The organism is Halopseudomonas oceani (genome assembly GCF_002903165.1).
GTDB classification, from domain to species: Bacteria; Pseudomonadota; Gammaproteobacteria; order Pseudomonadales; family Pseudomonadaceae; genus Halopseudomonas; species Halopseudomonas oceani.
The window spans coordinates 42,196-67,383 of the sequence record NZ_PPSK01000009.1; the positions used below are offsets into that span (position 1 = coordinate 42,196).

The 25,188-nt window shown below is 58.6% G+C and carries 24 protein-coding genes; 8 read left to right on the forward strand and 16 right to left on the reverse strand.

Going from position 1 to position 25,188, the window contains the following annotated elements:
• Window positions 1–4 precede the first annotated feature (4 nt).
• Window positions 5–946, forward strand: a complete 942-nt coding sequence (locus C1949_RS10640; protein WP_104738559.1) for a L,D-transpeptidase family protein — start codon at window positions 5–7, stop codon at window positions 944–946.
• 21 nt (window positions 947–967) lie between these two features.
• On the opposite strand, the gene C1949_RS10645 is transcribed toward C1949_RS10640, so the two are convergent.
• A complete protein-coding gene (locus C1949_RS10645; RefSeq protein WP_104738466.1) occupies window positions 968–1,222 on the reverse strand; it encodes an Lpp/OprI family alanine-zipper lipoprotein in 255 nt (84 codons plus the stop codon).
• Window positions 1,223–1,486: 264 nt separating this feature from the next.
• On the opposite strand from C1949_RS10645, the gene C1949_RS10650 reads away from it, so the two are divergent.
• Together C1949_RS10650 and C1949_RS10655 are read left to right on the forward strand one after the other, a co-directional pair.
• Entirely contained in the window at window positions 1,487–2,881 is a 1,395-nt protein-coding gene (locus C1949_RS10650) for a GntP family permease (protein WP_104738467.1), read from the forward strand.
• A gap of 102 nt (window positions 2,882–2,983) precedes the next feature.
• Entirely contained in the window at window positions 2,984–3,259 is a 276-nt protein-coding gene (locus C1949_RS10655; RefSeq protein WP_104738468.1) for a GNAT family N-acetyltransferase, read from the forward strand.
• Window positions 3,260–3,322: 63 nt separating this feature from the next.
• Here the strand turns inward: C1949_RS10655 and C1949_RS10660 are convergent, their stop codons facing one another.
• A complete protein-coding gene (locus tag C1949_RS10660) occupies window positions 3,323–4,408 on the reverse strand; it encodes a 3-deoxy-7-phosphoheptulonate synthase (protein ID WP_104738469.1) in 1,086 nt (361 codons plus the stop codon).
• A 248-nt stretch (window positions 4,409–4,656) separates the two neighbouring features.
• Here C1949_RS10660 and C1949_RS10665 point away from each other — a divergent pair, with 248 nt between their 5' ends.
• From C1949_RS10665 to cysB, 3 genes are all read left to right on the forward strand, one after another.
• Window positions 4,657–5,613 carry a putative 2-dehydropantoate 2-reductase gene (locus C1949_RS10665; RefSeq protein ID WP_104738470.1) on the forward strand — a complete coding sequence of 319 codons (957 nt, stop codon included), beginning with the start codon at window positions 4,657–4,659 and terminating at the stop codon, window positions 5,611–5,613.
• A 9-nt stretch (window positions 5,614–5,622) separates the two neighbouring features.
• Entirely contained in the window at window positions 5,623–6,540 is a 918-nt protein-coding gene (locus C1949_RS10670; RefSeq protein ID WP_104738471.1) for a 5'-nucleotidase, read from the forward strand.
• A 166-nt stretch (window positions 6,541–6,706) separates the two neighbouring features.
• The gene (gene cysB, locus C1949_RS10675; RefSeq protein ID WP_104738472.1) at window positions 6,707–7,681 is read left to right on the forward strand and encodes an HTH-type transcriptional regulator CysB; all 975 of its coding nucleotides are present in this window, start codon (window positions 6,707–6,709) and stop codon (window positions 7,679–7,681) included.
• Between the two features lie 56 nt (window positions 7,682–7,737).
• On the opposite strand, the gene C1949_RS10680 is transcribed toward cysB, so the two are convergent.
• Window positions 7,738–8,463, reverse strand: a complete 726-nt coding sequence (locus tag C1949_RS10680; protein WP_104738473.1) for a phosphoadenylyl-sulfate reductase — start codon at window positions 8,461–8,463, stop codon at window positions 7,738–7,740.
• A 217-nt stretch (window positions 8,464–8,680) separates the two neighbouring features.
• On the opposite strand from C1949_RS10680, the gene thrH reads away from it, so the two are divergent.
• Entirely contained in the window at window positions 8,681–9,298 is a 618-nt protein-coding gene (gene thrH / locus C1949_RS10685; protein WP_104738474.1) for a bifunctional phosphoserine phosphatase/homoserine phosphotransferase ThrH, read from the forward strand.
• Here thrH and C1949_RS10690 read toward each other — a convergent pair.
• From C1949_RS10690 to C1949_RS10750, 13 genes are all read right to left on the reverse strand, one after another.
• Window positions 9,290–10,234, reverse strand: coding sequence for a serine/threonine-protein kinase (locus C1949_RS10690; RefSeq protein ID WP_104738475.1), 945 nt, complete (start codon window positions 10,232–10,234; stop codon window positions 9,290–9,292). The genes thrH and C1949_RS10690 overlap by 9 nt on opposite strands.
• 6 nt (window positions 10,235–10,240) lie before the next feature.
• Entirely contained in the window at window positions 10,241–10,966 is a 726-nt protein-coding gene (locus tag C1949_RS10695; RefSeq protein ID WP_104738476.1) for a PP2C family protein-serine/threonine phosphatase, read from the reverse strand.
• Window positions 10,966–14,289, reverse strand: coding sequence for a type VI secretion system membrane subunit TssM (gene tssM, locus C1949_RS10700; RefSeq protein ID WP_104738477.1), 3,324 nt, complete (start codon window positions 14,287–14,289; stop codon window positions 10,966–10,968). Before tssM ends, C1949_RS10695 begins: the two co-directional genes overlap by 1 nt.
• Window positions 14,286–15,143 (reverse strand): type IVB secretion system protein IcmH/DotU, encoded by an 858-nt coding sequence (icmH, locus tag C1949_RS10705; protein WP_104738478.1) that lies wholly within the window; start codon window positions 15,141–15,143, stop codon window positions 14,286–14,288. The genes tssM and icmH overlap by 4 nt, the downstream gene beginning before the upstream one ends.
• Window positions 15,144–15,148: 5 nt before the next feature.
• On the reverse strand, window positions 15,149–16,471 hold the full coding sequence (gene tssK / locus C1949_RS10710; RefSeq protein WP_104738560.1) for a type VI secretion system baseplate subunit TssK: 1,323 nt from the start codon (window positions 16,469–16,471) through the stop codon (window positions 15,149–15,151).
• A 1-nt stretch (window position 16,472) separates the two neighbouring features.
• The gene (tssJ, locus tag C1949_RS10715) at window positions 16,473–16,949 is read right to left on the reverse strand and encodes a type VI secretion system lipoprotein TssJ (RefSeq protein ID WP_104738479.1); all 477 of its coding nucleotides are present in this window, start codon (window positions 16,947–16,949) and stop codon (window positions 16,473–16,475) included.
• A 4-nt stretch (window positions 16,950–16,953) separates the two neighbouring features.
• A complete protein-coding gene (locus C1949_RS10720) occupies window positions 16,954–18,039 on the reverse strand; it encodes a type VI secretion system-associated FHA domain protein (RefSeq protein ID WP_104738480.1) in 1,086 nt (361 codons plus the stop codon).
• Window positions 18,030–18,185: a type VI secretion protein gene (locus tag C1949_RS19660; RefSeq protein WP_104738481.1), complete on the reverse strand. Its 156-nt coding sequence runs from the start codon at window positions 18,183–18,185 to the stop codon at window positions 18,030–18,032. The genes C1949_RS10720 and C1949_RS19660 overlap by 10 nt, the downstream gene beginning before the upstream one ends.
• Window positions 18,186–18,689: 504 nt before the next feature.
• Complete coding sequence (locus tag C1949_RS10730; RefSeq protein ID WP_104738482.1) at window positions 18,690–19,625, reverse strand: PA2778 family cysteine peptidase; 936 nt, start codon at window positions 19,623–19,625, stop codon at window positions 18,690–18,692.
• A gap of 4 nt (window positions 19,626–19,629) precedes the next feature.
• Window positions 19,630–20,022 (reverse strand): PA2779 family protein, encoded by a 393-nt coding sequence (locus C1949_RS10735; RefSeq protein ID WP_104738561.1) that lies wholly within the window; start codon window positions 20,020–20,022, stop codon window positions 19,630–19,632.
• A gap of 166 nt (window positions 20,023–20,188) precedes the next feature.
• Window positions 20,189–21,472: an NAD(P)/FAD-dependent oxidoreductase gene (locus C1949_RS10740; RefSeq protein ID WP_104738483.1), complete on the reverse strand. Its 1,284-nt coding sequence runs from the start codon at window positions 21,470–21,472 to the stop codon at window positions 20,189–20,191.
• A gap of 102 nt (window positions 21,473–21,574) precedes the next feature.
• Window positions 21,575–23,146 carry a DHA2 family efflux MFS transporter permease subunit gene (locus tag C1949_RS10745; protein ID WP_229744423.1) on the reverse strand — a complete coding sequence of 524 codons (1,572 nt, stop codon included), beginning with the start codon at window positions 23,144–23,146 and terminating at the stop codon, window positions 21,575–21,577.
• A complete protein-coding gene (locus tag C1949_RS10750; protein ID WP_104738484.1) occupies window positions 23,139–24,170 on the reverse strand; it encodes an HlyD family secretion protein in 1,032 nt (343 codons plus the stop codon). Before C1949_RS10750 ends, C1949_RS10745 begins: the two co-directional genes overlap by 8 nt.
• Window positions 24,171–24,272: 102 nt before the next feature.
• Between C1949_RS10750 and C1949_RS10755 the strand changes: the two genes are divergently transcribed.
• Complete coding sequence (locus C1949_RS10755) at window positions 24,273–25,175, forward strand: LysR family transcriptional regulator (protein WP_104738485.1); 903 nt, start codon at window positions 24,273–24,275, stop codon at window positions 25,173–25,175.
• Window positions 25,176–25,188 lie beyond the last annotated feature (13 nt).

A 25,188-nucleotide genomic window follows, 5' to 3' on the forward strand; every position in this document is an offset into this window, starting at 1 on the left:
ATTGATGTTGAGTGGGCGTTCTCGACTGGGCAGGATTGGCGCCGGGTTGGTATTTGCCGCATGGGCAGTTGGTTCGGTGCAGGCCAATGATTACCCGCTGCTGTCACCTGATCAGGATCTGATTGGCGAAGTATCGCGCTATCAGGCACGCTACGAGGATACCTTTGCGGATCTCGGCAGTGCTCGGGGGTTCGGTTATCTGGAGATGACGGCAGCCAATCCCGGAATTGATCCCTGGTTGCCGGGAGAGGGCGTCGAGATTGTGCTGCCGGGCGAGCATGTGCTGCCTGCCGGTACGCGTGAAGGGGTGGTGATCAATCTGCCCGAGTTTCGCATGTACTACTTCCACAAGGGAGGCGAGCTGGTATCCAGTTATCCGGTTGGTATCGGTCGTGAAGGTTGGTCGTCGCCCATCGGCGAGACACGCATTCTGCGCAAGGAAGAGAGGCCGTCTTGGTATCCGCCCAAATCGATTCTTGAGGAACACGCCGCCAACGGTGATCCGTTGCCGTCGGTTGTACCGCCAGGGCCGGACAACCCGATGGGGCCGTTCAAGATGAATCTGGCGCTCAGCGGTTACGTGATCCACGGAACCAATAAGAAATTTGGTATCGGCACGCGGGTCAGTCATGGCTGTTTCCGCATGCGCAACGAAGACATCACCGAGCTGTTTCCGCAGGTGCCCGTTGGTACGCCGGTAACCATCGTCAATCAGCCATACAAGCTGGGTATCAAGGACGGATTGCTCTACCTGGAGGTGCATACGGCGCTGGATGAGCACGGCATGCCGTCAACCCTCGACAAGCAGGCTGCGATTCAGAAACTGTTTGCGGATGAGCACGAAAAGGTGCAGGGATTCAGACTGGACTGGACGGCGATCCGTGATCTGGTTTACGCCGAGAGTGGTATTCCGGGAGTCATTGGGCAACCGATCCGGACCATGTGATCCGGATCGGCAAAGCTGGCCTTATTTCTGGCTGGCTTTCTCAAGCATACGCAGAGCGCGCTCGTTGGCTTCGTCAGCAGTCTGCTGGGCGCGTTGAGCGGCAGCCAGAGCTTCGTTAGCCTTGCGATATGCTTCGTCAGCACGGGCCTGGGCACTGGCAGTAGCGTTTTCGTTAGCGGCAACGCGAGCGCTCAGTTCCTTTTCCATGCTGTTGCTGCAGCCAGCTGCAACCAGTGCGGCCAGAGCTACGGCAGATACTTTCAGTGCAGTTTTCATAACTTTCCCCTTGTGTAAAAAGTCCTGCTTCAAGAACGCACAGCGGAAGACCGGATTATGGCGGCAAAGTTCCGTCGGCCCTCTGCTGTGCGTTCCTGATAGCGCCGTTAATAGTAGCAGTTGCATCACCGGTTGGAAGTGGGGGAGCAATAATTCTGTTACCAATGAACAACAATAAAGAGCTCTGATTCGGGTGCCGAAGGCTTTGTGGTGTATCTGGTGTGGGGTAATGTAGCCACGCAGTTCACTACAAGGATAAAAACAATGCTCGGAAATATCGGCCTTCTCGCCGGAGTAACTCTACTGATCTATCTGGCGCTGCGGGGGATCAACATCTTCATCGCGTCGCTGGTTTGTGCGTTGGTGGTGGCTCTAACCAACGGCATGCTGATCTCGCAAACCTTCCTCGAGTTCTTCCCGTTTGGCCCGCTGGGTGCGTTCACCTTCGCCGGCAAGTTCTTTTTGTTGTTTCTCTGTGGTGCCATTTTCGGCAAGGTGATGGCGACCAGCCAGGCGGCCAAGAGTATCGCGTTATCGATCACCCGCGCGCTGGGTGTCCGTCATACGCTGCTGGTTGGCATGATCGTCTGCGCCTTGCTGACCTACGGCGGCGTGGTGGTGTTCGTCGTGGTGTTCACCATGTATCCGCTGGGTATCACCCTGATGCGTGAGGCCAATCTGCCCAAGCGGCTTTGGGCTGCGGCGACCTCGGTGGGTGCCGGCACCTTCACCATGACCGCGCTACCGGGAACACCGTCGATTCACAACGTAATTTCGGCCAGTGCGTTGGGCACCGATCTGTTTGCCGGTGGCTGGATCGGGATCTTTGCCGCGCTGCTCATGGCTGGCCTTGGCATGTGGTATGTGGAAAGCCAGTGGAAGCGTGCTCAGGCGCGTGGCGAGGGGTTTGTCGAGAATGCCCAGGACCGCCGCATGGAGCAGCTTATCGGTGATCCGAATGATGCACCGGTGTGGTGGATGGCGTTGATCCCGATGGTAGTCGTGCTGGGCTCGATCATGCTGCCCCGTGCGGTTTTGGGATTGGCTGACTGGTCCGAAAGTGACGGCATTGTGGCTCGGGTGCTGATGTTCAGCGCGGCCCAGCCGATCATCTGGCCGAGTATCTCGCTCATTCTCGGTTCGCTTACCTGCGTGCTGCTGTTTCCGGCGTTGCGTCGCAAGGCTGCGCAGGCATTTGGCCAGGGCGCCGATGACTCCATCATGCCTTTGCTCAATACCGCAGCTGTGATTGGCTTTGGTGGGGTAGTGACCCAGACCGCCGGGTTTGCCCAGTTTGCCAACTGGATTCTCAATGTCGACCTGCCGCCGTTGCTGTCGGTATTTGCTTCGGTCAGTGTGGTCTCGGCGATTGTCGGCTCGTCGTCCGGTGGCCTGCAGATCTTTATGCAGTCGCTGGGGCCGCATTACATCGAGATGGGTGTTGACCCCGAGATCCTGCACCGTATCGCTGCCATCGCCGCTGGTGGGCTGGATTCGCTGCCGCACTGTGGCGCGGTGATTGCGACCTTCATGATCATGGGTATTACCCACAAGGAAGCTTACCGGGATATCTTCGTGGTAACCGTCGCTGTCCCGGTCATTGCCTGCCTGGCCTCCATTGCCCTGCTGATGTCGCTGGGCATGGGCATGGTGTCCTGAGCGTAATTCACTTTTTTTGAGACGGGCGGGGAAACATTCCGCCCGATCTCGGTCTATAGTGGATAACTCTTCGCTCGACGCTTTCTGCCTGGGAGACAGACAATGAATATGAATGCGACCATCCAGCACGATAGGGAAGGCAAGCAGTTCTATATTACATTGGGCGGTATGCGAGCATATCTGGCTTATATGGATTTGGGCAAGAAGACTTTGGATATCTATCGGACCTTCGTTCCAGACAGCCTGCGTGGCAAGGGATTGGCCGCTCGGCTAACCGCTCACGCACTGGCTTTTGCGCAGGAACACGGGTATACGGTCATTCCGTCCTGCTCGTACGTTGAACGCTACATGGAACGTAATGCCGTTGCAGTCAGTTAGTTATTCAGTACATATCGCCATAAAAAAACCGCCCATTGGGCGGTTTTTTTATGGCCGAGAGGCTCAGTCCTGTTGCAGGCGGGCCCGGCGGGGCAAAACATCCTTGAGCTTGTCGCGCATGGAGCGAACGCTCTGTACGGTGGTAGCCCAGTCGATGCAGGCGTCGGTAACGGAGATGCCGTACTGCAGTTGGGACAGGTCCTTCGGAATCGATTGGTTGCCCCAACCAATATTGCTTTCAACCATCAAACCGATGATGGAGTCATTGCCTTCCAGAATCTGGTTGGCGACGTTATCCATGACCAGCGGCTGCAAGCCCGGATCCTTGTTGGAGTTGGCGTGGCTGCAGTCGACCATGATGTTCTTGCTGATACCGGCCTTCTCCAGATCCTTCTCGCACAGCGCTACGCTGACCGAGTCGTAGTTCGGCTTGCCATTACCGCCACGCAAGACGACGTGACCATAAGGGTTGCCCTTGGTAGTCACGATCGAGACCTGGCCCTGCTGATTGATGCCGAGGAAACGGTGCGGGCTGGATACCGATTGCAGCGCGTTGATCGCCACTGCCAGTCCGCCGTCGGTGCCGTTCTTGAAGCCAACGGCTGACGACAGGCCGGAGGACATTTCGCGGTGGGTTTGCGACTCGGTGGTGCGTGCACCGATGGCCGACCAGGAAATCAGGTCCTGCAAGTATTGCGGAGAGATCGGATCGAGCGCCTCGGTGGCGGTCGGCAGCCCCATCTCGGTCAGGTCTCGCAGCAGCTCGCGACCAATTTTCAGGCCGTCCTGAATCTTGAACGAATCATCCAGGTAGGGATCATTGATCAGGCCCTTCCAGCCAACGGTGGTGCGCGGCTTCTCGAAATACACCCGCATGACCAGATAAAGGGTGTCACTGACTTCTGCAGCCAGCTCTTTCAGCCGGGAGGCATAGTCCTTGGCGGCTTCTACGTCGTGGATGGAGCACGGACCGATGACAATGAACAGGCGATGATCCTTGCCGTCGAGAATGTCGCGAATAACCTGGCGGCTTTCCACCACGGTTGCCTGGGCAGCCTCGCTGAGGGGAATCTTCGCCTTCAGTTGCTCGGGCGTGATCAGAATCTCGTTGGAGGTTACGTTCAAGTCATCAATAGGTAAATCAGCCATCAGTCATCCCGGAAAGTATTGCTTGCCACGGCGTTGCGGCGCATTTTGAGTGCCACACAGCTTAATCAAGCTTGCCGCCTTAGGCTACCCCGCCAGCAGGCTATTGCCCTGAAAAACAAAATAAATTGGCGCTCCGCTGAATGATGAGTCATTCGGTCGCAGGTTTGTCGTGTTGTTGACTGTCTCCTGACAGATGAGGCGATTACCATGGCGATATACCAATAACACATCATCCAAATGAGGGTTGTATGAGTCAGAGTAATCTGAAGGTAGGGATCATTGGCACCGGCGCCATTGGCGGGTTTTATGGCGCGATGCTGGCCAACGGCGGTAATGACGTGCACTTCCTGCTGCGCAGTGAGTTTGACGCGGTAAAGGAAAAGGGCATCACCATCGACAGTCTGGTCAACCCAACTCTCCACCTGCATCCGGTACAGGCCTACAAGGATGCGGCAGACATGCCCAAGTGCGACTGGATCTTTGTTGGCGCAAAATCCACTGCCGATAACCTTGGCGAGATCATTGCTACGGCGGGCAAGCCGGATGCCAAGGTCGTGCTGCTGCAGAACGGACTGAACAACGAGGATCACCTGCGTCCTTTCCTGCCTGACAGCATGCACCTGATCGGTGGCCTGTGCTACGTATGTCTGTTCCGCGAGGGGCCAGGCGTAGTCAAGCATCAGGCCAGCGGCATGATCGATTTGGGCTACCATTCCGGTCCCGCTGCCTCGGCAGAGGAGCAACAGGCGTTGCTGCAGGAAGGTGCAGAGTTGCTCAACTCCGGCAATATCCCAACACGTCTGCTGCCCGGCGTTGATGAAGCACGCTGGAAAAAACTCATTTGGAATGCGCCATTCAACGGGATTTCGGTTGTCTTGAATGCCGGTACCCGTGAGCTGGTTGGCAACCCGGCCAGCCGCAAGCTCATTACTGAAATGATGCAGGAAGTCGTGGCAACCGCACGGGCGCGCGGTGTGGCCGTGGAAGACGGTGCCATCGAGTTCATGTTCAAGGGTACCGAGGCCATGCCTGACTACCATCCGAGCATGTATCACGATTGGCTGCACAAGCGCCCGATGGAATTGGATGCGCTTTATGGTGTACTGCTCCGTTTGGCTGCAGAGGTCGGTTGCAGCCTGCCGAAAATCGAGGCAATGTTGGATCAGCTGAAGTTCATTCAAGCCCGCTATCTGACCAACGAATAGGGAATATTCATGCCCAGCCTGCTCGGAGACAAACTGGTAATTGCCATCTCGTCCAGAGCACTATTTGATCTGGACGAAAGCCACCAGGTTTTCGAGCAGGAGGGGTTGGAAGCCTATCGGCAATATCAGATTGCCCGGGAAGACATCCCGCTGGAGCAGGGGGAGGCCTTTCCGCTGGTTCAGAAGCTACTTCGAATCAACAACCTGCTTGAAGGGGACAGCCGGGTCGAGGTTGTCCTCATTTCACGCAACAGTGCGGATACCGGCTTGCGGGTATTCAACTCCATTCAGCATTACGGTCTGGGTATTACCCGTGCGGCCTTCGCCGGCGGCCGTAGTCCGTTTACCTACATCCCTGCGTTTGGCTGTCAGCTGTTCCTGTCGACCCATGCCGAAGATGTTCGGGCGACACTGGAGGCCGGCTTCGCCGCCGCCACTATCTTCCCGGCCAAGCGTGCCCGCGAACAGCGTGATGAGTTACGCATTGCCTTCGACGGGGACGCGGTGTTGTTCTCCGATGAATCTGAGCAGGTTTTTCAGCGCGAAGGTTTGGCCGCCTTTCAGGCCAGCGAGCAGGCCGCAGCACGCGAGCCGCTCGGTGGTGGACCTTTTAAGGCGTTTCTCGCCGCCCTGAACCGTATTCAGACCGAGTTTGCCGGCGCGCAGTGCCCAATCCGCACTGCGCTGTTCACTGCCCGCAGCGCCCCGGCGCATGAGCGGGTGATTCGGACCCTGCGCGAATGGGATATCCGGCTGGATGAGTCGCTGTTTCTTGGCGGCCTGGACAAGTCCCAGTTTCTTCAGGCCTTTGGTGCTGACCTGTTTTTCGATGATCAGGAAGGACACTGCCGGCGTGCCGTCGATGTGGTTCCGACGGGGCACGTGCCGCACGGAATCAGTAACTTGAAGTCATCTGGCTCCGCTTGAGTCGGCATTGTTTTTGCCACCGGTCGGTTTGTCCGGCGGTAATTCGTATGCGTGCAGGAATTTATGGACTAACCTTGCTGTCATAAGAGCCTATCTGGTTATAAGCATGACGTTAACCACCGGCGTCACAGCCTGTGGTGTTCAGGGGCGTAAGGGGAAAATATCCATGAAACTGCAGCAACTGCGCTACATCTGGGAAGTAGCACACCACGACCTGAACGTGTCGGCAACGGCTCAGAGTCTGTATACCTCGCAGCCGGGGATCAGCAAGCAAATCAGGCTGCTTGAGGACGAGCTGGGAGTTGAAGTATTTTCGCGCAGTGGTAAGCATCTGACGCGCATTACGCCTGCAGGTGAGCAGATCATCGCGACTGCTGGTGAGATCCTGCGCAAGGTCGACAGCATCAAGCAGATTGCTCAGGAATTCAGCAATGAACGCAAAGGCACGCTGACACTGGCAACGACCCATACCCAGGCGCGCTATGCGTTGCCGCCGATCATCCAGAAGTTCATCAAGAATTACCCTGACGTGTCACTGCACATGCATCAAGGCACGCCGATGCAGATCTGCGAAATGACCGTTGACGGCACGGCCGATTTTGCCATTGCCACCGAGGCGTTGGAGTTGTTTGCCGATCTGGTCATGATGCCGTGCTATCGCTGGAACCGTTGCGTAATCGTACCCAAGGGGCATCCGCTTGCCAGCGGGGGAGAGCTCACCCTGGAGGCGCTGGCCGAATGGCCGCTGGTTACCTATGTGTTCGGTTTCACCGGTCGTTCCAAGTTGGATGACGCCTTCAACAATCGGGGATTGTCACCGAAAGTCGTGTTTACTGCGGCCGACGCGGACGTGATCAAAACCTATGTACGTTTGGGGCTTGGCGTCGGTATTGTCGCTCACATGGCTATCGACCCTGAGATGGATCCGGACCTGGAGGTCATCGACGCCAGTCAGCTGTTTGAGTCGAGTATCACCAAGATTGGCTTCCGCCGAGGCACGTTTTTGCGTGGATACATGTACGAATTTATTGAGGCGTTTGCGCCACACCTGACCCGGGACATGATTGATCGGGCGCTGCAGTGCAGCAGCAAGCTAGAATTGGAGGCGTTGTTCGAGGGGGTGGAGCTTCCGGTACTCTGATCAGGGTAAGGTCCGGTACAAGTAAGCCGGCGCAGACGTATCTGCGCCGGTTTTTTTTATGATTTGGCGATCAGGTTGCTGCCGTGCAGGCCGCATTCCTTTTTGGTCGCTTCTTCCCACCACCAGCGCCCTTCACGTTCGTGCTGGTTGGGCAATACCGGCCGGGTGCAGGGTTCGCAGCCGATGCTGATGAAGCCACGTTCATGCAGCGGGTTGTAGGGTATTTCCAGCATCCGAATGTAGTTCCATACGTCTTCGCTGGTGTAATTGGCCAGCGGGTTGAACTTGACCAGTTGATGTTCGGGGGTAGAAAAGCCGCTGTCCAGCTGGACTACCGGCACATCGACACGGGTCGGGCTCTGGTCCTTGCGCTGACCGGTAATCCAGGCATCTACGGTAGACAGTTTGCGGCGCAGCGGGGCGATCTTGCGCACACCGCAGCATTCGCCATGGCCGCTTTCGTAGAAGTCAAACAACCCCTTCTCGCGGACATACGCTTCAAGCTGCTGATGGTCAGGCGACAACACCTCGAGCTGAATGCCATAGTGTTTGCGCACCTGATCGAGGAAACGGTAGGTCTCTGCATGCAGACGGCCGGTGTCGAGGGTGAAGACCTTGATGTTCGGGTTGATCTTCCAGGCCATGTCCAGGACGACGATATCGTCGGCGCCGCTGAAGGACAGCCAAAGATTGTCGAAGTTGGCGAATGCCAGCTCCAGAATCTGCTGTGGGGATTTGCCGGCGTAGTTAGTGGCCAGCTGGTCGATGTCAAAGTTGCTCATGGATATCAGGCTCTCTATCCGGCGGTGGATCGATGTGCCACCGTTCTGTGCGGGCAGTCTAGCAAAGGGCGCTTTAGTCCATCCTCTTTTATTTGGTTATATTTTTATGCGTTTTTCGACTTATGCGGAGGGTCTTGCTCCGCCCTTGTGATTGCGCGGCGACCCGCTTGCCGGTAGATTGTGCGCCAGTCTCAACCTTGAATATCAGGAGTGTCGTGTGGAAATCGCTTGCCTTGACCTGGAAGGGGTGCTGGTCCCCGAAATCTGGATTGCCTTTGCCGAGAAGACCGGCATCGAGGAACTCAAGGCAACCACCCGCGACATCCCGGATTACGATGTGCTGATGAAGCAGCGCCTGTCCATTCTGGACAAGCATGGCCTTAAACTGTCGGATATCCAGGAAGTGATCGCGACGTTGAAGCCGCTGGACGGCGCCGTCGAGTTTGTTGACTGGCTTCGCGAGCGTTTCCAGGTGGTCATTCTCTCTGACACCTTTTACGAGTTCTCGCAGCCGTTGATGCGCCAGCTGGGTTTCCCGACGCTGCTGTGTCACCGCCTGATCACCGACGAGACTGATCGTGTTGTCGACTACCAACTGCGTCAGAAAGACCCGAAGCGTCAATCGGTCATCGCACTGAAGAGTATTTACTATCGTATTATTGCCGCCGGTGATTCCTACAACGACACCACCATGTTGTCCGAAGCCCATGCCGGTATCCTGTTCCACGCGCCGGACAACGTTATCCGCGAGTTTCCGCAGTTCCCGGCCGTGCATACCTACGAAGACCTGAAGAAGGCCTTCATTGCGGCGTCCAATCGCGACCTGTCACTCTGATGCCTCTGCGACCGACGGCGTTCCCGTCGGTCGCAATCTCCACCGCCTCGCCGGTGACCACCAGCTCTGCTTCCCCTCTGTAAACGCTTGCAGTAACGCCGCGGCACTGGAATTGCGCTGCGTCGGCTCAAATGCCAGCGCCGCCCGCAGTTCTCGCCATACGCTGGATGGCATATTTCCCGGTTTCTGCAAGCTTTTGTCCTGTTGCATGCGCAGCGCCTGGCGCGCTGTCAGCCGACTGAATGGATGGTGCCCGCTGGCGAGTTCGTAAAGCACGCAGGCAATGGCATATACGTCACTGGCCTGCGTCAGTTCACCGCCGTCGAGCAATTCCAGTGCGGCGTAGCGTGGAGTCCAGGCTGCCAGACGTCGGCTCAGGCGCGGCAGGCGTTGCAGGTTGCCCGCGCAGGCCTGTCCCAGGCCAAAGTCAAACAGGCGTAAGCCGGCCGTCGTCAGCATGACGTTGCCCGGTTTGAGATCGCCGTGCAGCACTCCTGCGGCATGTGCGTGAGCCAGGGCAGACAGCAGCGCTATCGCGATCTGTTGCAGCTGGGGCCAGAGCATGCCATCGGCTCGGTCGACAATGACCTGGTCGAGGGTTGGACCGTCCAGCAACTCAAGAGTAAGAAAGGCGCGCCGGCTGACCGGGTCGATATGATAGCTGTATGGCCTGATGATGTGAGGGTGATTGAGACGACAGGTCAAGGCGTACTCGCTGTAGAGCAGGGCGTTGGCGTCCGGGTGGGCTGCGAAGTTGTCGTTCAGCGCTTTCAGTGCGATCCGGGGCTGTGGATCATGAAACTGGTCTCGCAGCAGGTCGCGAACCTGATACACCGCGCCCATGCCTCCGACCCCGAGCAGTCGCTCAACCCGATAGCGGTTGCTCAACAGTTCAGGCAAGGGAGGAATGGCATCGGCGGTCGTAGTGGGTGGCATTTTGTGTCATTCCCTGGCAGTCGTGATGACTACCGCGCTTAGGTTGTCCCGTGCCGGCCCTTGCATCGCCAGCTGGATCAGCTGTGCGGCGGGATTACCTGTGGTACGCAGTTCTAGTACCGAAGCCAGTTGCGCCTCCGACAGTTCGCGGTACAGGCCATCGCTGCACAGCAGCAGTGCGTCCCCAGGCTGAACTGAGAATGCAGTGCTTTCCAGTTGCAGGTTTTCATGAGCACCCACTGCCCGGGTGAGTACATGCGCGCAGGGGTGAGCGGCAGCCTGACGGGCATCTACACAGCCGCGATCAATCAACTGTTGTAGCAATGAGTGGTCACGGGTCAACAGGTGAAGCTGCTTGTGTCGCCAGAGGTAGCAGCGGCTGTCGCCGGCCCACAGGCAGATCGCCCGATCGGCACTCAGCAGCAAGGCGACCACGGTGCTGCCAACAGGGCCTGACGGCTTGCCTGCCAGTCGGGTCATATCTTGGCTCAGGCGGCGGTTGATCTGTTGCAGTAACTGACGCACACGTCGCTGGTTTTGATCAAGGTTGCTGCCCAGTGTCATTGCGCCAAGGGTGTCGACAATCAGCCGGCTGGCCAGCCCACCATTGCGGTGGCCGCCCATTCCGTCCGCGACAGCCCAAAGCCCCGCATCCGGGCGAGCCAGCACGGCATCTTCGTTGTGCCGGCGCTGCTTGCCCGAGTCGGTGTGATGGCTGCAAGACCAGATCATCACAAGCGCGCAGGCAGGTTGAAACCCGCCAGCAGGCCCGGTGCGAACGGGTTGGGCGAGCGCTGACTGTGCAGTAGATAATGGGCGCGCATGCCACCGATGCTAGCTCTTAATTGCAGCGCGTCACGTTGCTCCTGGCGCTCGAGGGTCATTTGATCGAGCAGGCGGAACAGTGACCAAATGCCCTGATGCTGCTGCAGGCTCATTCGCCGACCGCCGAGGTCCTCAAGCGTCAGGGTTACCCGGCTGTCATCCAGTGGCGCAGGCCAGCGAAATGCCATAGGGACGATTGGGCCGTGGCGGTATTCCAGTTGCTGGTTGCCATAATCAAAACTGGCACGCCCCAGGCTTGCATCAAGCGAGTAGGGCTCCAGGCGAAACCCGACTGACGGTTCAAATGGATCAGCGGCAAAGAAGCTGTTGTGAATGGCGTTGGCCTGGTTCAGCTGGGCGAGCAGTTGGGCCGACAAGGGCAGTGCTCTGCCATCAACCAGGCGCAGGCGGTAACCTCCGCCAGTGCTGATCAAAAACGGCTCAAGATACTGACTGGTGAAGCGTTGTATGGTGCCCTCGTGCTGGAAGAAACGCTTGAAATCGCCGAGCTCGACGTCCTTCTGACTGCTCGGCGAGAAGGGGTAATGATCGGCCAGAGCTTCCTTGTAGGGGGCGTAAACATCGTTGCGGTATCGACTATTTAGGTAGTCGGCAGAGCTGGCGAGCACGCTCTGCCAGCTCTGGTCTGCCAGTTGTCGGATCCAGCCTTGCAGCGGTGCAGGTAGTTGCGCAGCGCTGTTGCGGGTTGCACTGATGACATCGTTCCGGCGTTGCATTCGGGCGCTGGCCATTTTGAAGGCGAGCAGTCCGCGGGTACTGGCGTCTTCCAACTGGGCGAGCTGGAGCTGCAATGCGCCCAGGTTCTGCAGTACCTGAGCCAACTCCGCTTGGGGCGTGGCTGTCTCGTCAAGCAGTTGATGCAGCTGGCTGAAGTGCTGTTGCAGGGCTTGCTTGCCGCGGCTAGGGTTGGTTTCCCCATTACTGATCAGGCCAGTATGCAGCCTGATCTGTTGCAACAGTGCCAGTAATGGCGAGTCGGCGGACGACAGCGCAGCCAGATCGTCAGGTGCGTCGTATCTTGCCAGGCGCTTTAACTGCAGGCTGGCAAGGGCGCGGATCCAGTGCTCGGTGTAGTCCTGAAAGTACATGGCTTCCAGCTCCGCAAGCAGTTGCTCGCCGATCTTGTCACGCACATGTGTGCCACTGCCAAGAACCCAGTCATCTGCCAGCAGGTCGTTGATCAGGGCTGGCCCCTTTGCCCGTAGCAGGCTTTCGTATCCGGCTTTCACGTAGAACCCTGGGATCTCGACGGGTCTTGGTGCGAGCAATTGGTGGTGACGGCCAAGTCGGGTATCGAGTCGATAACTGGGTAGCGATCTGGATTGCTCCAGCAGCAATCGATAACAGAGCTGCGCCAGCGGCTCCTGCAGCAGTAGTGCACGGGTATCGGCTATCAGCGCATCATCGACTGTCTGCGCCTGTAGTGACGCCGCAAGCAGCCGGGTTAGGTGGGCATCCAGGCTCTGTCTGACTTCTGGCTGAGCCGGGTAGCGACGCAACCATTCCGAGCGCATCCAGTTCTGCAAGTAGCTGCTGTCTCGTCGATCGGGCAAGGACAGCATCAGATAGGCTCGCAGGTGGCCAATCAGCTTCTGACGATCGTTTAGATCGGTTTGCAGCCGGTGTTCGAGCTGCCGAAGTATCAGCGGCACAAGGAACACCTGAAGACTCTCGGCATAGGCCTTCCTGACCACTGGAAGCGTCACGGCTGATTGTTGCAGGCTGAGCTGATGCAGGCTCGAAGGGGTATGGGATGGCTGCGGAATCAGGGTTGCAGCGTAGCGCGTATCGAGTTGCTGGAGGAGTGGTTCAATCCGGGTATGAGCCTGGATGCGGACAGGACTGGTTGTGAAGTGCTGTCCCAGCTGAGCAAGTTGCTGCAGTTGTTCCGCTTCCCGGTCGTACTGCAGTGCCCATATGGCAGTGCAGACTGTGATGCAAGCGGCGGCGATCCCCGTCACCAGCCGGTGCCTGGCACGTTGCCGGCGCTGGTGCTCTGTGGTGATGGTGACGCCGCCCGACCGTGCGAGCAGTGTATTTTCCAACAGTTGCTTGACGAAGGCGGGTTGCACCACGGGCTCGCTCGGATCTCCGGGGTGTGCGATCTGGTGTTGGTTACCGGCAACGGTGAGGTACACCCCATGCAGCCGACTGCCTTGCTGGTAGCTGTTGCTGTCAACGGCCTGGCTGAGAAAGCTCCGTAGCGGCCCCTCCAGTTTGGCCAATTGGTATGGGAGGTCATAGATACGCCCGCGGCGAGTACTGTCAGGCTCCTGCTGAATGCGATACAGCACCTGACGGTTCAATTGGCTCAACAGGGGGGCTAGCGTATTGGAAAGCGTCGAATTTGGCTCTGAAGCTGCAGGCAGCGTGACGCCGAACGGCTGCTCGCGCTGGGCCGCGGGTAATTGCTGAGACAGCTCGGTAATCCCGGGCAGCAGGTCAGCCTTGCTCAGCAGCAGGAATACCGGCAGGTCCAGTCCAAGCGCGTGGCGAAGTTCGCTCAGGGCACGCCGGTAGCGGCGCGCTAGAAGGTCCAGCTCCAGCGGGTTGTGGTCGAGTAGCAGGTCTACCGGAAGTATTAGTGCGACGCCGCTGATGGCGGGTTCGGCGCGCTGACGAAGAAGGCCGAGCAGGGCCTGCCAGGCCGCTGGGGGAGGCCCTTGTTCGGCGTCCGGCAGGCAGGCGGCGGTGGTTTCCAGCCAGCTGCACTGGTCCAGGTTATGCCACTCGACAGGACTGTGTCCGTAGCCAGACGTTGGCGATGCTGCGGTGCTGCAGCTGGCTGCCAGTCGGGTGTCATTGAACAGGCTGCTTTTACCGGCAGCGGCAGGACCCAGCAGCACAAGCCAGGGCCAGCGCTTTTGCTGGCGGCGACTGATACCGCGGTCAGCCAGCAGTTGTTGGTTCAACTGGTGGCGTTGTTCAAGGGCAATGCGCGTATGGATCGCCTCGGTATCGGCTGTCCGGGCGCTGCGCCTGTCAGGCCGTTGCTGGTAGTAGCGGATAGCTTGCCAGCCCAGCCAGGGCAGAAGCAGTGCTGCGATGGTGATCACCCGGCTGTAGGGGGGCGCCCAGATCGCCGTGCCATTCACAGCAATACTTGGACCAGTAAACCAGACCGTAACAGCCAGGAGCAGCAGCAACAGGATTGACCAGCAGGCCGGTTTTCGCAGCAGTGTCAGCAGGCGGATTAGAACCGGTTTCATTGTACTGCTCCGGGTGTGGCCACCTGTATACCGCTGCTGCTGAGGTAGGGTTGCAATGCCATGTCCCGACGTTGTTCTAGGTGATAATTGAACGCCAGGAATAATGAAGCTACGCAGCCGGCGGTGGCGGCTGCTATCAGCCAGCGTGGTGGCGGACGCTTGACATCGTTGCGTTCCGGCTGGCAACAGTTTTGAGCAAACTCCATGTCTGGCGTTGGCCGGTAGCGTTGCAGTTCGGCATGCAGGCGAGTGCGAATGCGCTCGAGTTCAATGTGACCGCGCATCTGTAGACGGTAGCGTCCTTCGAAACCGAGGGAGAGGCAAACCAGCATCAGCTCAAGGATATCGATATGCCGGGCGGTGTCCTGTGATAGGCGGGTGAGTAGCAGGAAAAACTTTTCACCACCAAAGGTCTCCTGATGAAAGGCGCTTAGCAGGCTGCGGTTGGACCAGTCGCTGTCAGTACCCCAGCGCGTGGTGAGAATTGCCTCATCCAGTGCGGTGCAGAGTAGGTAGCGGGCGACCTGGCGGTTCGCTGGGGTGATGGCTAGCGCACGGCACTGCTGATCGAACTGCTGGACACCTGCTTCAAGTGTGACGCGAAGAATATCGGTGGGTTCGGGCTCGGTATTGCTGTTTCTTATCCGTACCAGTTCGGACAACAGGGGGGCTGCGGCTGTAAGCACTACATTTGGCTGTGGCGCGCCGGGCAACCAGCTGCTGTCAGCGGTGCTGCTTGCGGGCAGTGGCTGTCGCTCCATGGGATCGGTCAGTGGCAGCCGGGTATCCCAGGCATGGTAAGCCGAAAGGACGACGGTGCGATCGTCGCTGGGGTAGTGGTTGGTGGTATACATGAAGGTCAGTCTCTGATGGCCCAGAATGCCAGGTGCAGATCAGGCAGGTCGCCAGCGGCATGGAAGGCAATGCCGCCTGAACTGGTAAGGTGCGCGCGTTCGTCACTGCTTGGTTCAAGGGCGAAATAGCAGTGGTCCCGATGGTAAGGCAATTGCCTGGGGGCAACCGGCAAGGGCTGGATCCGGATACCCGGCAGGTGAAGGTTCACCAACTGACGGATATGCTCGACGGCCCCAATTTTGAGATGGTTGGGCAGCCGGTTGCGCAGCTCTTCACCACTGCAGCTGGCCTTGGCGGCGAGTACAAAACGCGCTCCTTCGATGAGCGCCGGATCGGTAATGGGCGCAACCTGCACGCCGTACTGGCGCTGCTGCAGCGGCAGCTCTACTGCATGCTGTTCAAGAACGCTGGACAACGCCTGCCGCAAGGCCTGCATCAGTGCGCTGAAGCTTTGGCTCTGAGAAGAATGCTGGTATTGCAGGCCGGTCAGCGGCCGTCTGCTGTCAGCGCAAAATGTTGCCAGCTCGCCCTGCAGCGCTAGCAGCAGGGCAAATAGCTGGTTGGCTGGCGTATGGCTACCGTGCAAATGATGCCGCAGTACAGTCTCGTAGCGATTGATTAGTTGAAGGGTCAACAGGTCTCCCAGTTCAGCACCGGCAGCTTTGCCACGGGCGCGTAAGCGCTCGGCAAGGGTGTCAGCGCGTTGTTGCAGCAGACTGAGTACCTCCTGCAGGCAACGTTTCAGGTATGGGCTGCTCTGACAGTGGATAAATGTTGGCGGGAAGCGCTCATCAAGGCTGATGGCGCCATCGCCGTTGCTCTCGCGAATCGTGCAGACCCGCAGACGAACCAAACCGGCTGACTGCTCATCGGCGTCTAGCTGCAACCTGAAGTTGGGTTGTGCAAAGAGCAGAGAGCTACCCAGTTCTGGACTACCCGCGTTGTCACTAAGCTCTTGCTCGATTGCGGTGAAACGGGCGAGTGAGCTGTCGCGTTTTGCGCTGCCAACTTCGATGTGTTCGCCTGCCTGCAGGGGCAGAGTGAGGTAAACGTCGGCGTCGCTCAGGTTGGCGGGTATATCCAGTGCCAGCTCGGCGTTCAGTTGAAACAGGGTGCCGTCAGGCAGTAGACCGTGGGCTCTGCTGACGACCAGTTTGCCGAGCGGTAAAAACTGCTCATCAAGCTCCAGTGTGTGGAAGCCCCAGGCGTCGGCGTACAGCCCCTGTACCCGGAGCGCGAGCTGCTGCTCATGGTATCGGTCCTGCTGCTGAAAGTGCTGGGGGCGCAGCAGCATGCCCTCGTGCCAGACCATCTTCTGCGCCTGCATGCTATGGCGCCCCATCGCTGTTTGCCTGACCGAAGCCGTAGGCGTTGAGCTGTATTTGCGCTGCGTTGCGTTCACGCTGTTGCACATCGAGAGTAATACGCCAGCGACTGCTGTTCAGGTCACGGTAACTTGCTACCAGGCCGAGATAGCGTGTTTGCGGTTGCAGTGCGAGTTTCAGCATTCGCTGTTCGCCTGGACGCAGCTCCAGCTCCTCCATCGCCAGCAGGTCGGCTGCTAGCAACTGAGGGGCACGGTGCTGCAGGGCGAAGTAGTCGGCTTGCTCAAACGCCGTCGGGTGACTGAGTTCAACCAGTTGGAGCACAAGGGGCGACGGCCGGCCATGCAAATTCGGGTTTAGTTGTTCGGAGGCGTTGATATGCAGCTCCAGCTTGGTCAGGTCGGAGTAGGGGGATAGCACGCTGCAAGCGTTGAGCACGCTGCAGGCGAGTATCAGCAGTAGGTAGCGAAAACAGGGCATGCGGTTATCCGAAGTGCTGGTGTAGTGAGCTCAAAATCCGGGATTGCTCGCGGTAGGCTGCGTTGAAGGCGTTGTGATAGCGCTGTTGCACCTGCTCCGGCTGCTGGGCGTAGAGTTGGCAAAGTGCGCGCCAGCGCGCCCCGTCGGTGCGCAGTGCGCCCAGAGCTGTGGTTAGTTGATGGGGAGCCAGTAGCAGCGGAAGGCGTTCAGCGCTGTGCTGGCTGGCCTGGTGCAGTGCCAGTGTTTGTGCGCGCAGACGATTGCAGGCGCTGCGCAATAGGCTGGCGGCATCATCGCTACGCTGTAGCAATTGCGCCAGGCAGGCCTCAGGTGACTCGCTGCGCGACCATGGGTGTGGCTCGGTGCTGCAGTCAAGCTGGCTATCCAACTGCTGCTGAGTGTGCAGGCTCTGCCGAATCTCGCCGATCAAGACTCTTAGCAGGGTTGCTGCTTGGAGGGCGTAATGTCGGGCAAATTTATGCTGGCCTTCCAGTCCAAGCCGTTGGCAGACCTGCTGGGCAAGATCGTCAGACGCCGGCTGCGTGCACTGAGGGGGAACAGCTTCACGTGGCAGGCGGATGTGCTCCGACTCGATCCGGTGGTGCTCTCCTTCAGTCGTGACGGCGGCGTTGACGGTCGACGGGGTGGGGTGCCCGCTGCCGGACGACAGCAGGTCAAGCAGATCACCGCTACTGGTAGCCGCGCTGTCACTATCAAGTTCAAGGAATGCGTCGTCGGGAATGAGCGCGTGGGGCGGCAACGCTGAAGCCGCATGCAGTCTTGCGCGGATCTCGAATTCGCCCATCCGGTAGACCTCGCCATGCTCAATGGGTACCGGCGTTCCCTTGGGCAGGCGCAGACTATCGTGTTTACGGGTAACCCCGTTGCTGCTCAGGTCGATCAGTTGATAGCGTTGCTGGTCAAAATGTACTTCGGCGTGCTGGCCGGAAAGAACCCGCGAGGGATCTTCCAGTATCCAGTCACACTGGCTGGCGCGGCCGATGATGCCGCCTGCAGCTCTGAAGGTGTGGCTCAGAGGCGGCTCGCCGTTGTGACGGGGAGGGTGGATGACTTCCAGCGTCAGTTCCATGCGCGACGCTCCGGGAGCGGTTGCGGCATCTGCTTGTTGAGCGGGCGATACTGGTCATCGTCAAAACGCATATTGCCACTGCACCCGGCAAGCAGGCAGAGCAGCGAGAGCAGCAACGCTCGATACAAAGGTGGTGTGTGCGGCATAGCCAATCCATTGCAGGTCCGGTGCGAGTCGTCCTGACCCGCGTTTCAGTTGTTATGGCAAACTTCGTTCCTTCTTCATATATATCAGTTAAATCAATTGGTTATGTCTTTTACCAGGTTTCTGCTGTGGGCTCTTGTGACTGATGTCTCGGCGCTGTGCGCAAGAGATTGCGCAGCGCTGAGAGCAAATGGCGCAACCCTGTGTGTTGATATCGACGGATATGCGCCTCGCTTCATCAAGGTTACTCAGGCTCAGCGGTTTACCGGGGTGTGTCTATGGCGGGGGGCGACTCATGAAGCGCGAGCGGTGTTTTCGGAGGATGCAGGATGGCAAAAATCAGCGCACGGATGGCTGGGCTAGTCCGCTTGATGATCGAGCGTCTCTGATAGGTGCGACCTGCCCGCTGTCACCATTGCTTGATTTCATCGTCGGTTGTCACGCTGTCAGCGTCTCTGCGGGATGCTTGTCGCCGGAGTGGGCTCGCCGTCAGGCAAGCCCGCGGCTCAGCGGCAGACGGGGATCAGGCAATCAGCCTTGGTACTGACCTTGCTGTCGTTTACTTGCTGCGCGGTGGCGCAGTTACGGACTTGCTCTGCCGCTTCCCGACAGCCCATTTCTTCCATGGCGGTGGCCAGGTTATTCCAGCCGGCCGGGTAGTCGGGGAAGCGTCGTACCAGTTCACTGAAATGGTCGACGGCCTCGCTCTGGCGGCCACTGTTCCAGGCGATATTGCCTTGGCCCAGCAGGGCGGCGGGCTGGTCGGTCCAGTGTTCGCTTGCTGCCTGATAGGCGGCCTCTGCGCTGGCGGTCTGCCCGACCTGTTCAAGATCAGTTGCTGCTTTCAGGTAGGGAAGTGGTTCGACGGTTGCCGGCAGCTTGCCGGCTGGCATGGCGACGACCGCCCAATTGTCAGCTCGTTGCCAGGTGCGCAGGAACAGGCCAAAGGGTTCGCGTTGGCGTGCGTTCAGTCCTGAATGCAGGATCAGCTCCCGGGTATTGAGGTCATACCCAACCACCACAGCGTAGTGCCACTGTGGATACCAGTTAAAGGCGAGGTTCTGCATGACTAGCACTGCATTGCCGGCATCGATTTCGCGCAGGATAGCTTTCAGTTCCGGCGCCAGGGGGTAGACCAGCAGGCCTTGTTGCCGGGCGGCGGCGACCATTTCAACCTGCAGGCTACCCTTGCGTTCCGGTAGGTAGACGCGGTCTTTCAGTTGCTCCGGGGCAATGCTGATGTTGCGCTGTCCGAGCAGCATCGAAAGAGCCGCAGGGCCGCATTGATACTCGTCCTGAGCATGAAACGGAAGGTTGGTCAGCAGCCGGTTGGGCGGCAGATCGTCCGGAATGCTTTGCTGTTGGGTGGGGGGAAGCCCGGCACAGGCTGACAGCAGTACTGTCAGCCCAAGTGCCAAGGCCAGGCGAATGGCCTTGTACATGGTGTCAGTTTACGCAGTTGACGAAGCTGTAGACGTTGGTTGCGCAAAGCATGTCGGTGATGATGAAGATGACTAGGAACAGCACGATGATACCCACCACGCCGGCGCCGGCCGGAGCCTGATCGAGTTGACTGTTGAATTGCGCCAGTTCGTCAGCGGTCAGGCTGTCGATACGCTTCTCAACCTGATCCTGGGTTACACCCATGCTTGCCAGTTTGTCCTGCACCGCCTTGTCATCGAGCATGCTTTTGAGTTCGGCGCGGTCGACGCTGAGCTGCTGTTGGGCTACGGCTTCTCCGGTGCCGATCATGGCGGCCTGAGCCTGGATGCTGGCCATGGAAGTCAGCAGGAACAGGGCGGTGAGCATGATGGACAGATAACGCTTTGTTGTTCGCATGAAAGTCATCGGGCATACCTCGGTTTGTTGTGGCTTCCCTGCTTGGAAGCTGTTAACCACGATAGGTGGCTTTCGTCGTTGCGCAAGAAGCGCTCCCTATAACCGACTCATACAAGCTGTACAGGTTCCACAATGCCACTGCCGCTGTGATCTGGTTCACGGCCTGTTAGATCCCGAGTTTGTCACGCATCTGGTAATACCAAGCGCCAATCGCGGTGAACGGGATTCGGAACAGTCGCCCGCCTGGGAAGGGGTAATGTGGCAGCGCAGCGAAGGCGTCGAAGCGTTCAGCCTGGCCGCGAAGCGCCTCCGCCAGCACCCGGCCAGCGACGTGAGTAAAGGTAACCCCGTGGCCACTGCAACCTTGCGAGTAATAAATATTGTTGCCGATCCGCCCCATCTGCGGGAGGCGTGACAGGGTCAGCAGGAAGTTACCTGTCCAGGCGTAATCGATCTTCACATCCTTGAGCTGTGGGAAGGTCTTGATCAGGTTGGGGCGAATCAGCGCTTCAATGTTGCTCGGGTCGCGGGCACCGTAAACGACACCGCCACCAAAGATCAGGCGCTTGTCGCCAGATAGACGGTAGTAATCGAGCAGGTAGGCGCAGTCTTCCACGCAATAGTCCTGCGGCAGCAGCGATGCAGCCAGCTCGTCCGACAGCGGCTCAGTGGTAACCACCTGGGTGCCGCAGGGCATGGATTTGGCCGCCAATTGTGGCAGCAGGTCACCGAGGTAGGCATTGCCGGCCACGATCACGAAGCGCGCCTTGACCTGACCTTGGGCGGTATGCACGACCGGGTTCTCACCCTGCTCGACGCGGGTGACTGGCGACAGTTCATGGATTACTCCGCCCAGTGATTCGAATGCGGCAGCTTCGCCAAGCACCAGATTCAAGGGGTGGATGTGGCCGCCGCTCATGTCGAGCATGCCGCCGACGTAGATATCGGTGTTGACCACTTCGCGAATGCGTTTGCTGTCGAGCATCTCAAGCTGGGTATTGCCATAGCGCTCCCAGAGTTTCTTTTGAGCTTCAAGGTGCTGCATGTGCTTGCTGTTGAATGCCGCAAAGACACCGCCGTCTTTCAGGTCACACTGGATGTCGTACTTGGCTACGCGCTCACGAATGATACGGCCTCCTTCAAAAGCCATGTCCCCCAGCAGTCGCGCCTGCTGGGCGCCTAGCGTCCGCTCGATCACGTCAATGTCGCGGCTGTAGCTGTTGACGATTTGGCCGCCATTGCGGCCAGAAGCGCCAAAGCCAACCTTGACCGCTTCAAGGACGGTTACCTTGAAGCCTTGCTCCGCGAGGTGCAGAGCGGCAGAGATGCCGGTAAATCCTGCACCGATGATGCAGACATCGGTCTCATGACTGCCCTGCAGGGGCGGGCGTTCGGGAGCGGGGTTGGCTGAGGCTGCGTAGTAGGAGGTTGTGTGTTGGGTCTCGGCCATGAGGGCACCTGTGCAAATGTTTGTTTAAAATATTTGACAATATTGGCCGATGCTACCCTTTGGAATGCCCTATTGCCATAGGGTGATCAAAAAAAACCACAGCTAAGGGTGGGCTGGTTCTGCCTCGGCGGGCGCGCCCTGGGGCGGGGCTTTGGGCAGCGGTTTGCACAGGAGCACAAAGACCATGGAGCAGCCCAGCATGAATGCGATCAGGTGAAAGGCATCGTTGTAGGCGAGGATGGCTGCCTGCTGATGAACCTGATTGCTGAGCAGCTGCAGGGCGCTTTGCTCGTTGCCGAGCTGATGGGTTAAAAGGCGCATGCGCTCCTCGAACGCCGGGTTGCCCGGGGTAACGTATTCGCGGAGAAAGTCGAAGTAGTACTTGGCTCGGCTATCGAGAATGGTGGCCAGTGCCGCAATGCCGATGGCACCCCCGAGGTTGCGCAGGATGTTGTACAGACTCGACGCGGAACCGGCTTGCGACGGCGCGATCATGGCGGTGGCGATGATCGACATGGGGACCAGGACCATGGGTTGCCCGAATGCGCGGAAAATCTGGATGGCGATAAACTGATCGCCAGCAAAGTCCAGATTCAGACTGCCGCTGTAGAAACTGGCAAAGGCAAACAGAAAGAAGCCGGCAGCGCAGATCAGGCGTGCATCTACAAAGCGCATGAGAACAGGTACCAGCGGAATAATCAGCAGCTGGGGGATCCCCATCCACATGATGACCTGACCAATTTGCAGGGCGTTGTACTGTTGAATCTGGGCAAGGTAAACAGGCAGCACGAACACGGTGCCATAGAGACCGACCCCCAGGCCGATGTTGGCCAGGCTGCCGAGCAGGAAGTTGCGATCCTTCAGCAGGCGCAGGTTTACCAACGGATTGTCCCGGGTAAGCTGGATGATGACGAAGCTAACCAGGCTGATAAAGCTGATGACCGCCAGCGCGACCATGAGATTCGACTCTAGCCAATCCTTGCGGTGACCTTCTTCCAGAAAAACCTGCAGGCAACCAAGCCCGACCGCCATGGTGATGATGCCGATATAGTCGCCCTGACGCAGCAGTTCCCAGCGCGGCTGCGATTTGTCCAGACCGTACATCAGGCCTGTCGCCATCAGAATGCCCGGTACGATATTGATGTAGAAGATGTACTCCCAACCGAAATGCTCGGTCAGCCAGCCGCCAATGGTTGGGCCGATGGAGGGGGCGAAGGTCGCGGTAATTGCGAACATCGCCATGCCCTTGGGGCGGGATGCTGGCGGCAGCTTGATCAGGATCAGGGTAAAGGCAAACGGAATCAGCGCGCCGCCGGCGAGGCCTTGCAGGGCGCGGAATACGATCATGCTTTCGAGATTCCAGGCCATCGAGCACAACAGTGACGCGATAACGAACATCGCGGAGATCCCTACCGCGAATCGACGTGGCGAAAAGATAGTCGTCAACCAGGCTGCAAGCGGAATGATGATGATTTCGGCAACCAGATATGAGGTTGAAATCCAGGAGCCTTCCTCAATGGTGGCCGACAACGCACCCTGAATATCCTTCAGCGACGAATTGATGATCTGGATATCGAGGATCGCCATGAAGGCGCCCAGAATAGCGCTGAGCAGCGCGATCCAGTCGCGCCTGCCAGGCGGCGGTATATCGTGGGCAGAGCCAGCTTCAGTCACGCAGGTCGACCTTGACGTGTACCGACATGCCTGGCCGGATCAGCCCTGCCAGCGGGCTGTTCTCATCAACTACCAATTTCACTGGAATCCGCTGAACCACCTTGGTGAAGTTGCCGGTGGCGTTGTCCGGCGGCAGCAAGCTGAACTGGGCACCGGATGCCGGAAACAGGCTCTGCAGTGTCCCGCTTACGGGTTGATCAGGGAAGGTATCGAATACCAGTTCGGCCTTGAGCCCTTCGTGCATGCGGCTGATCTGGGTTTCCTTGAAGTTGGCCTTGATCCACAGCTCGGCATCGGGCACGACCGCAAGCAGGTTGCTGCCCGGGGACACGTTCTGGCCGATCCGGACATTGCGCTGGCCAACGCGTCCGGCAATCGGGGCGCGTATTTCGGTGCGTTCAAGATCAAGCTGGGCCTGCCTGACCGCCGCTTCTGCGGCCTGAATCTGGGCGCCTAGTCGGGCAATGTCGGCGGCCAGCGTGTCTTTGGCCAGTCGCTGGGTCTGCAGATCTGCCTGCGCCTTGCTGACCTGCGCTCGGGTTACTTCAAGTTGAGCACGGTAGTTGCTCAACTGCTCTTCCGAGGCGTAACCGGACTGGCGCAGCGGGGTAATACGTTTGATGTCGAGTTCGACCCGGCGCTGCTCGGCCTGGCTGGCGTCGACGTTGGCTGAGGCGGCCGCGATCAGACTGTCCTGCTGGATCAGCCGTGACTGTGCCTGCTGCTGTTCGGCTCGCCGGGTCGCAAGGTTGGCATTGGCTTCGGCGAGGGCAATTTCGAAATCGCGGGCGTCCAGTCGCACGAGTAAATCGCCGGGTACAACCGCCTGATTATCGTCGACCAGCACTTCGATGACCTGTGCGGACAGCCGACTGGACACCGGGGTAATGTCACCCTGAACGTAGGCGTTGTCGGTTTCTTCGTAGAAGCGGCCAACGAACCACCACTGGGCAAAGGCAGCCACGCCTGCCACGGCGCAGATGAGGAGAAATACGAACAGACGTGCTCTAACTCGGGCGGACATACCATTTCTCAATTATTTTTCTGCCTGCACTCTAACACTGTTCCCCGGACAGCCGGAGGCGCTAGAATCTGGAAACTTTGTTGCAGCAGGGGAACAGTAGGCATGGGTCTGGATGATGCGTTGGTCTTCACTCGAGTCGTTGAGTGTCACAGTTTTACCAGTGCGGCGGCGACGTTGGGGATGCAGAAGTCAACGGTCAGTCGGCGCATCGCCCAGCTGGAGGACCGTTTGGGCGTGCGGCTACTCAATCGCACGACACGCAAGCTGCGCCTGACCGAGGTCGGGCAAGCTTACTACGAGCGTTGCCGCCAGATCATGCAGGAGTTCTCTGAGGCTGAGCAGGCGATCATGCAGCTGCAGCGCGAGCCAACCGGGTTGCTGCGGGTCAGTTCGCCGATCGAATTCGGTCAGCTGTTTCTCGGCGGAGTGGTTGGGGAATTCATGCGCAGCTATCCGGCGATTCAGGTGGAGGTCGAGCTGACGACTCGTGCAGTGGATCCGGTCGAGGAGGGTGTGGATGTGGTCATTTACCTTGGCCGCCCGCAGGACTCCAGTCTGGTCGCCCGCCGCTTGATGACAAGCCCCCGGCAGTTGTATGCCAGCCCGGATTACATTAAACGTTATGGCATGCCGCAAGCGCCTGAGGAGCTGACCAACCACCGCTGCATCCACGCGCTGGTAGACGGGTCACGCAAATGGCGTTTTGATCAACCCGCCGTCAGCGTTCCGATCAACCCGGTGCTGCTGGTCAATAACATCACCTTCGCCCGGGAAGCCGCACTGGCGGGTGTCGGCATCATCAATGTTCCTGCGTTCATCGCCGAACCTTGTGTCGAGTCGGGCACTTTGGTCCGAGTGCTGGAGCAAACCGAGCTGCCGTCGAGTGAGTTGTATGCGCTGTACCCGTCGCGTCGCTTCCAAGCGATGAAGGTCAAGGCGTTTCTTGATTTTGTCGTCGACCGGCTGCGATTACGCTCGTCGAGCCATATAGAGGTTGAGGGCTAAGCCCTGATAAAAT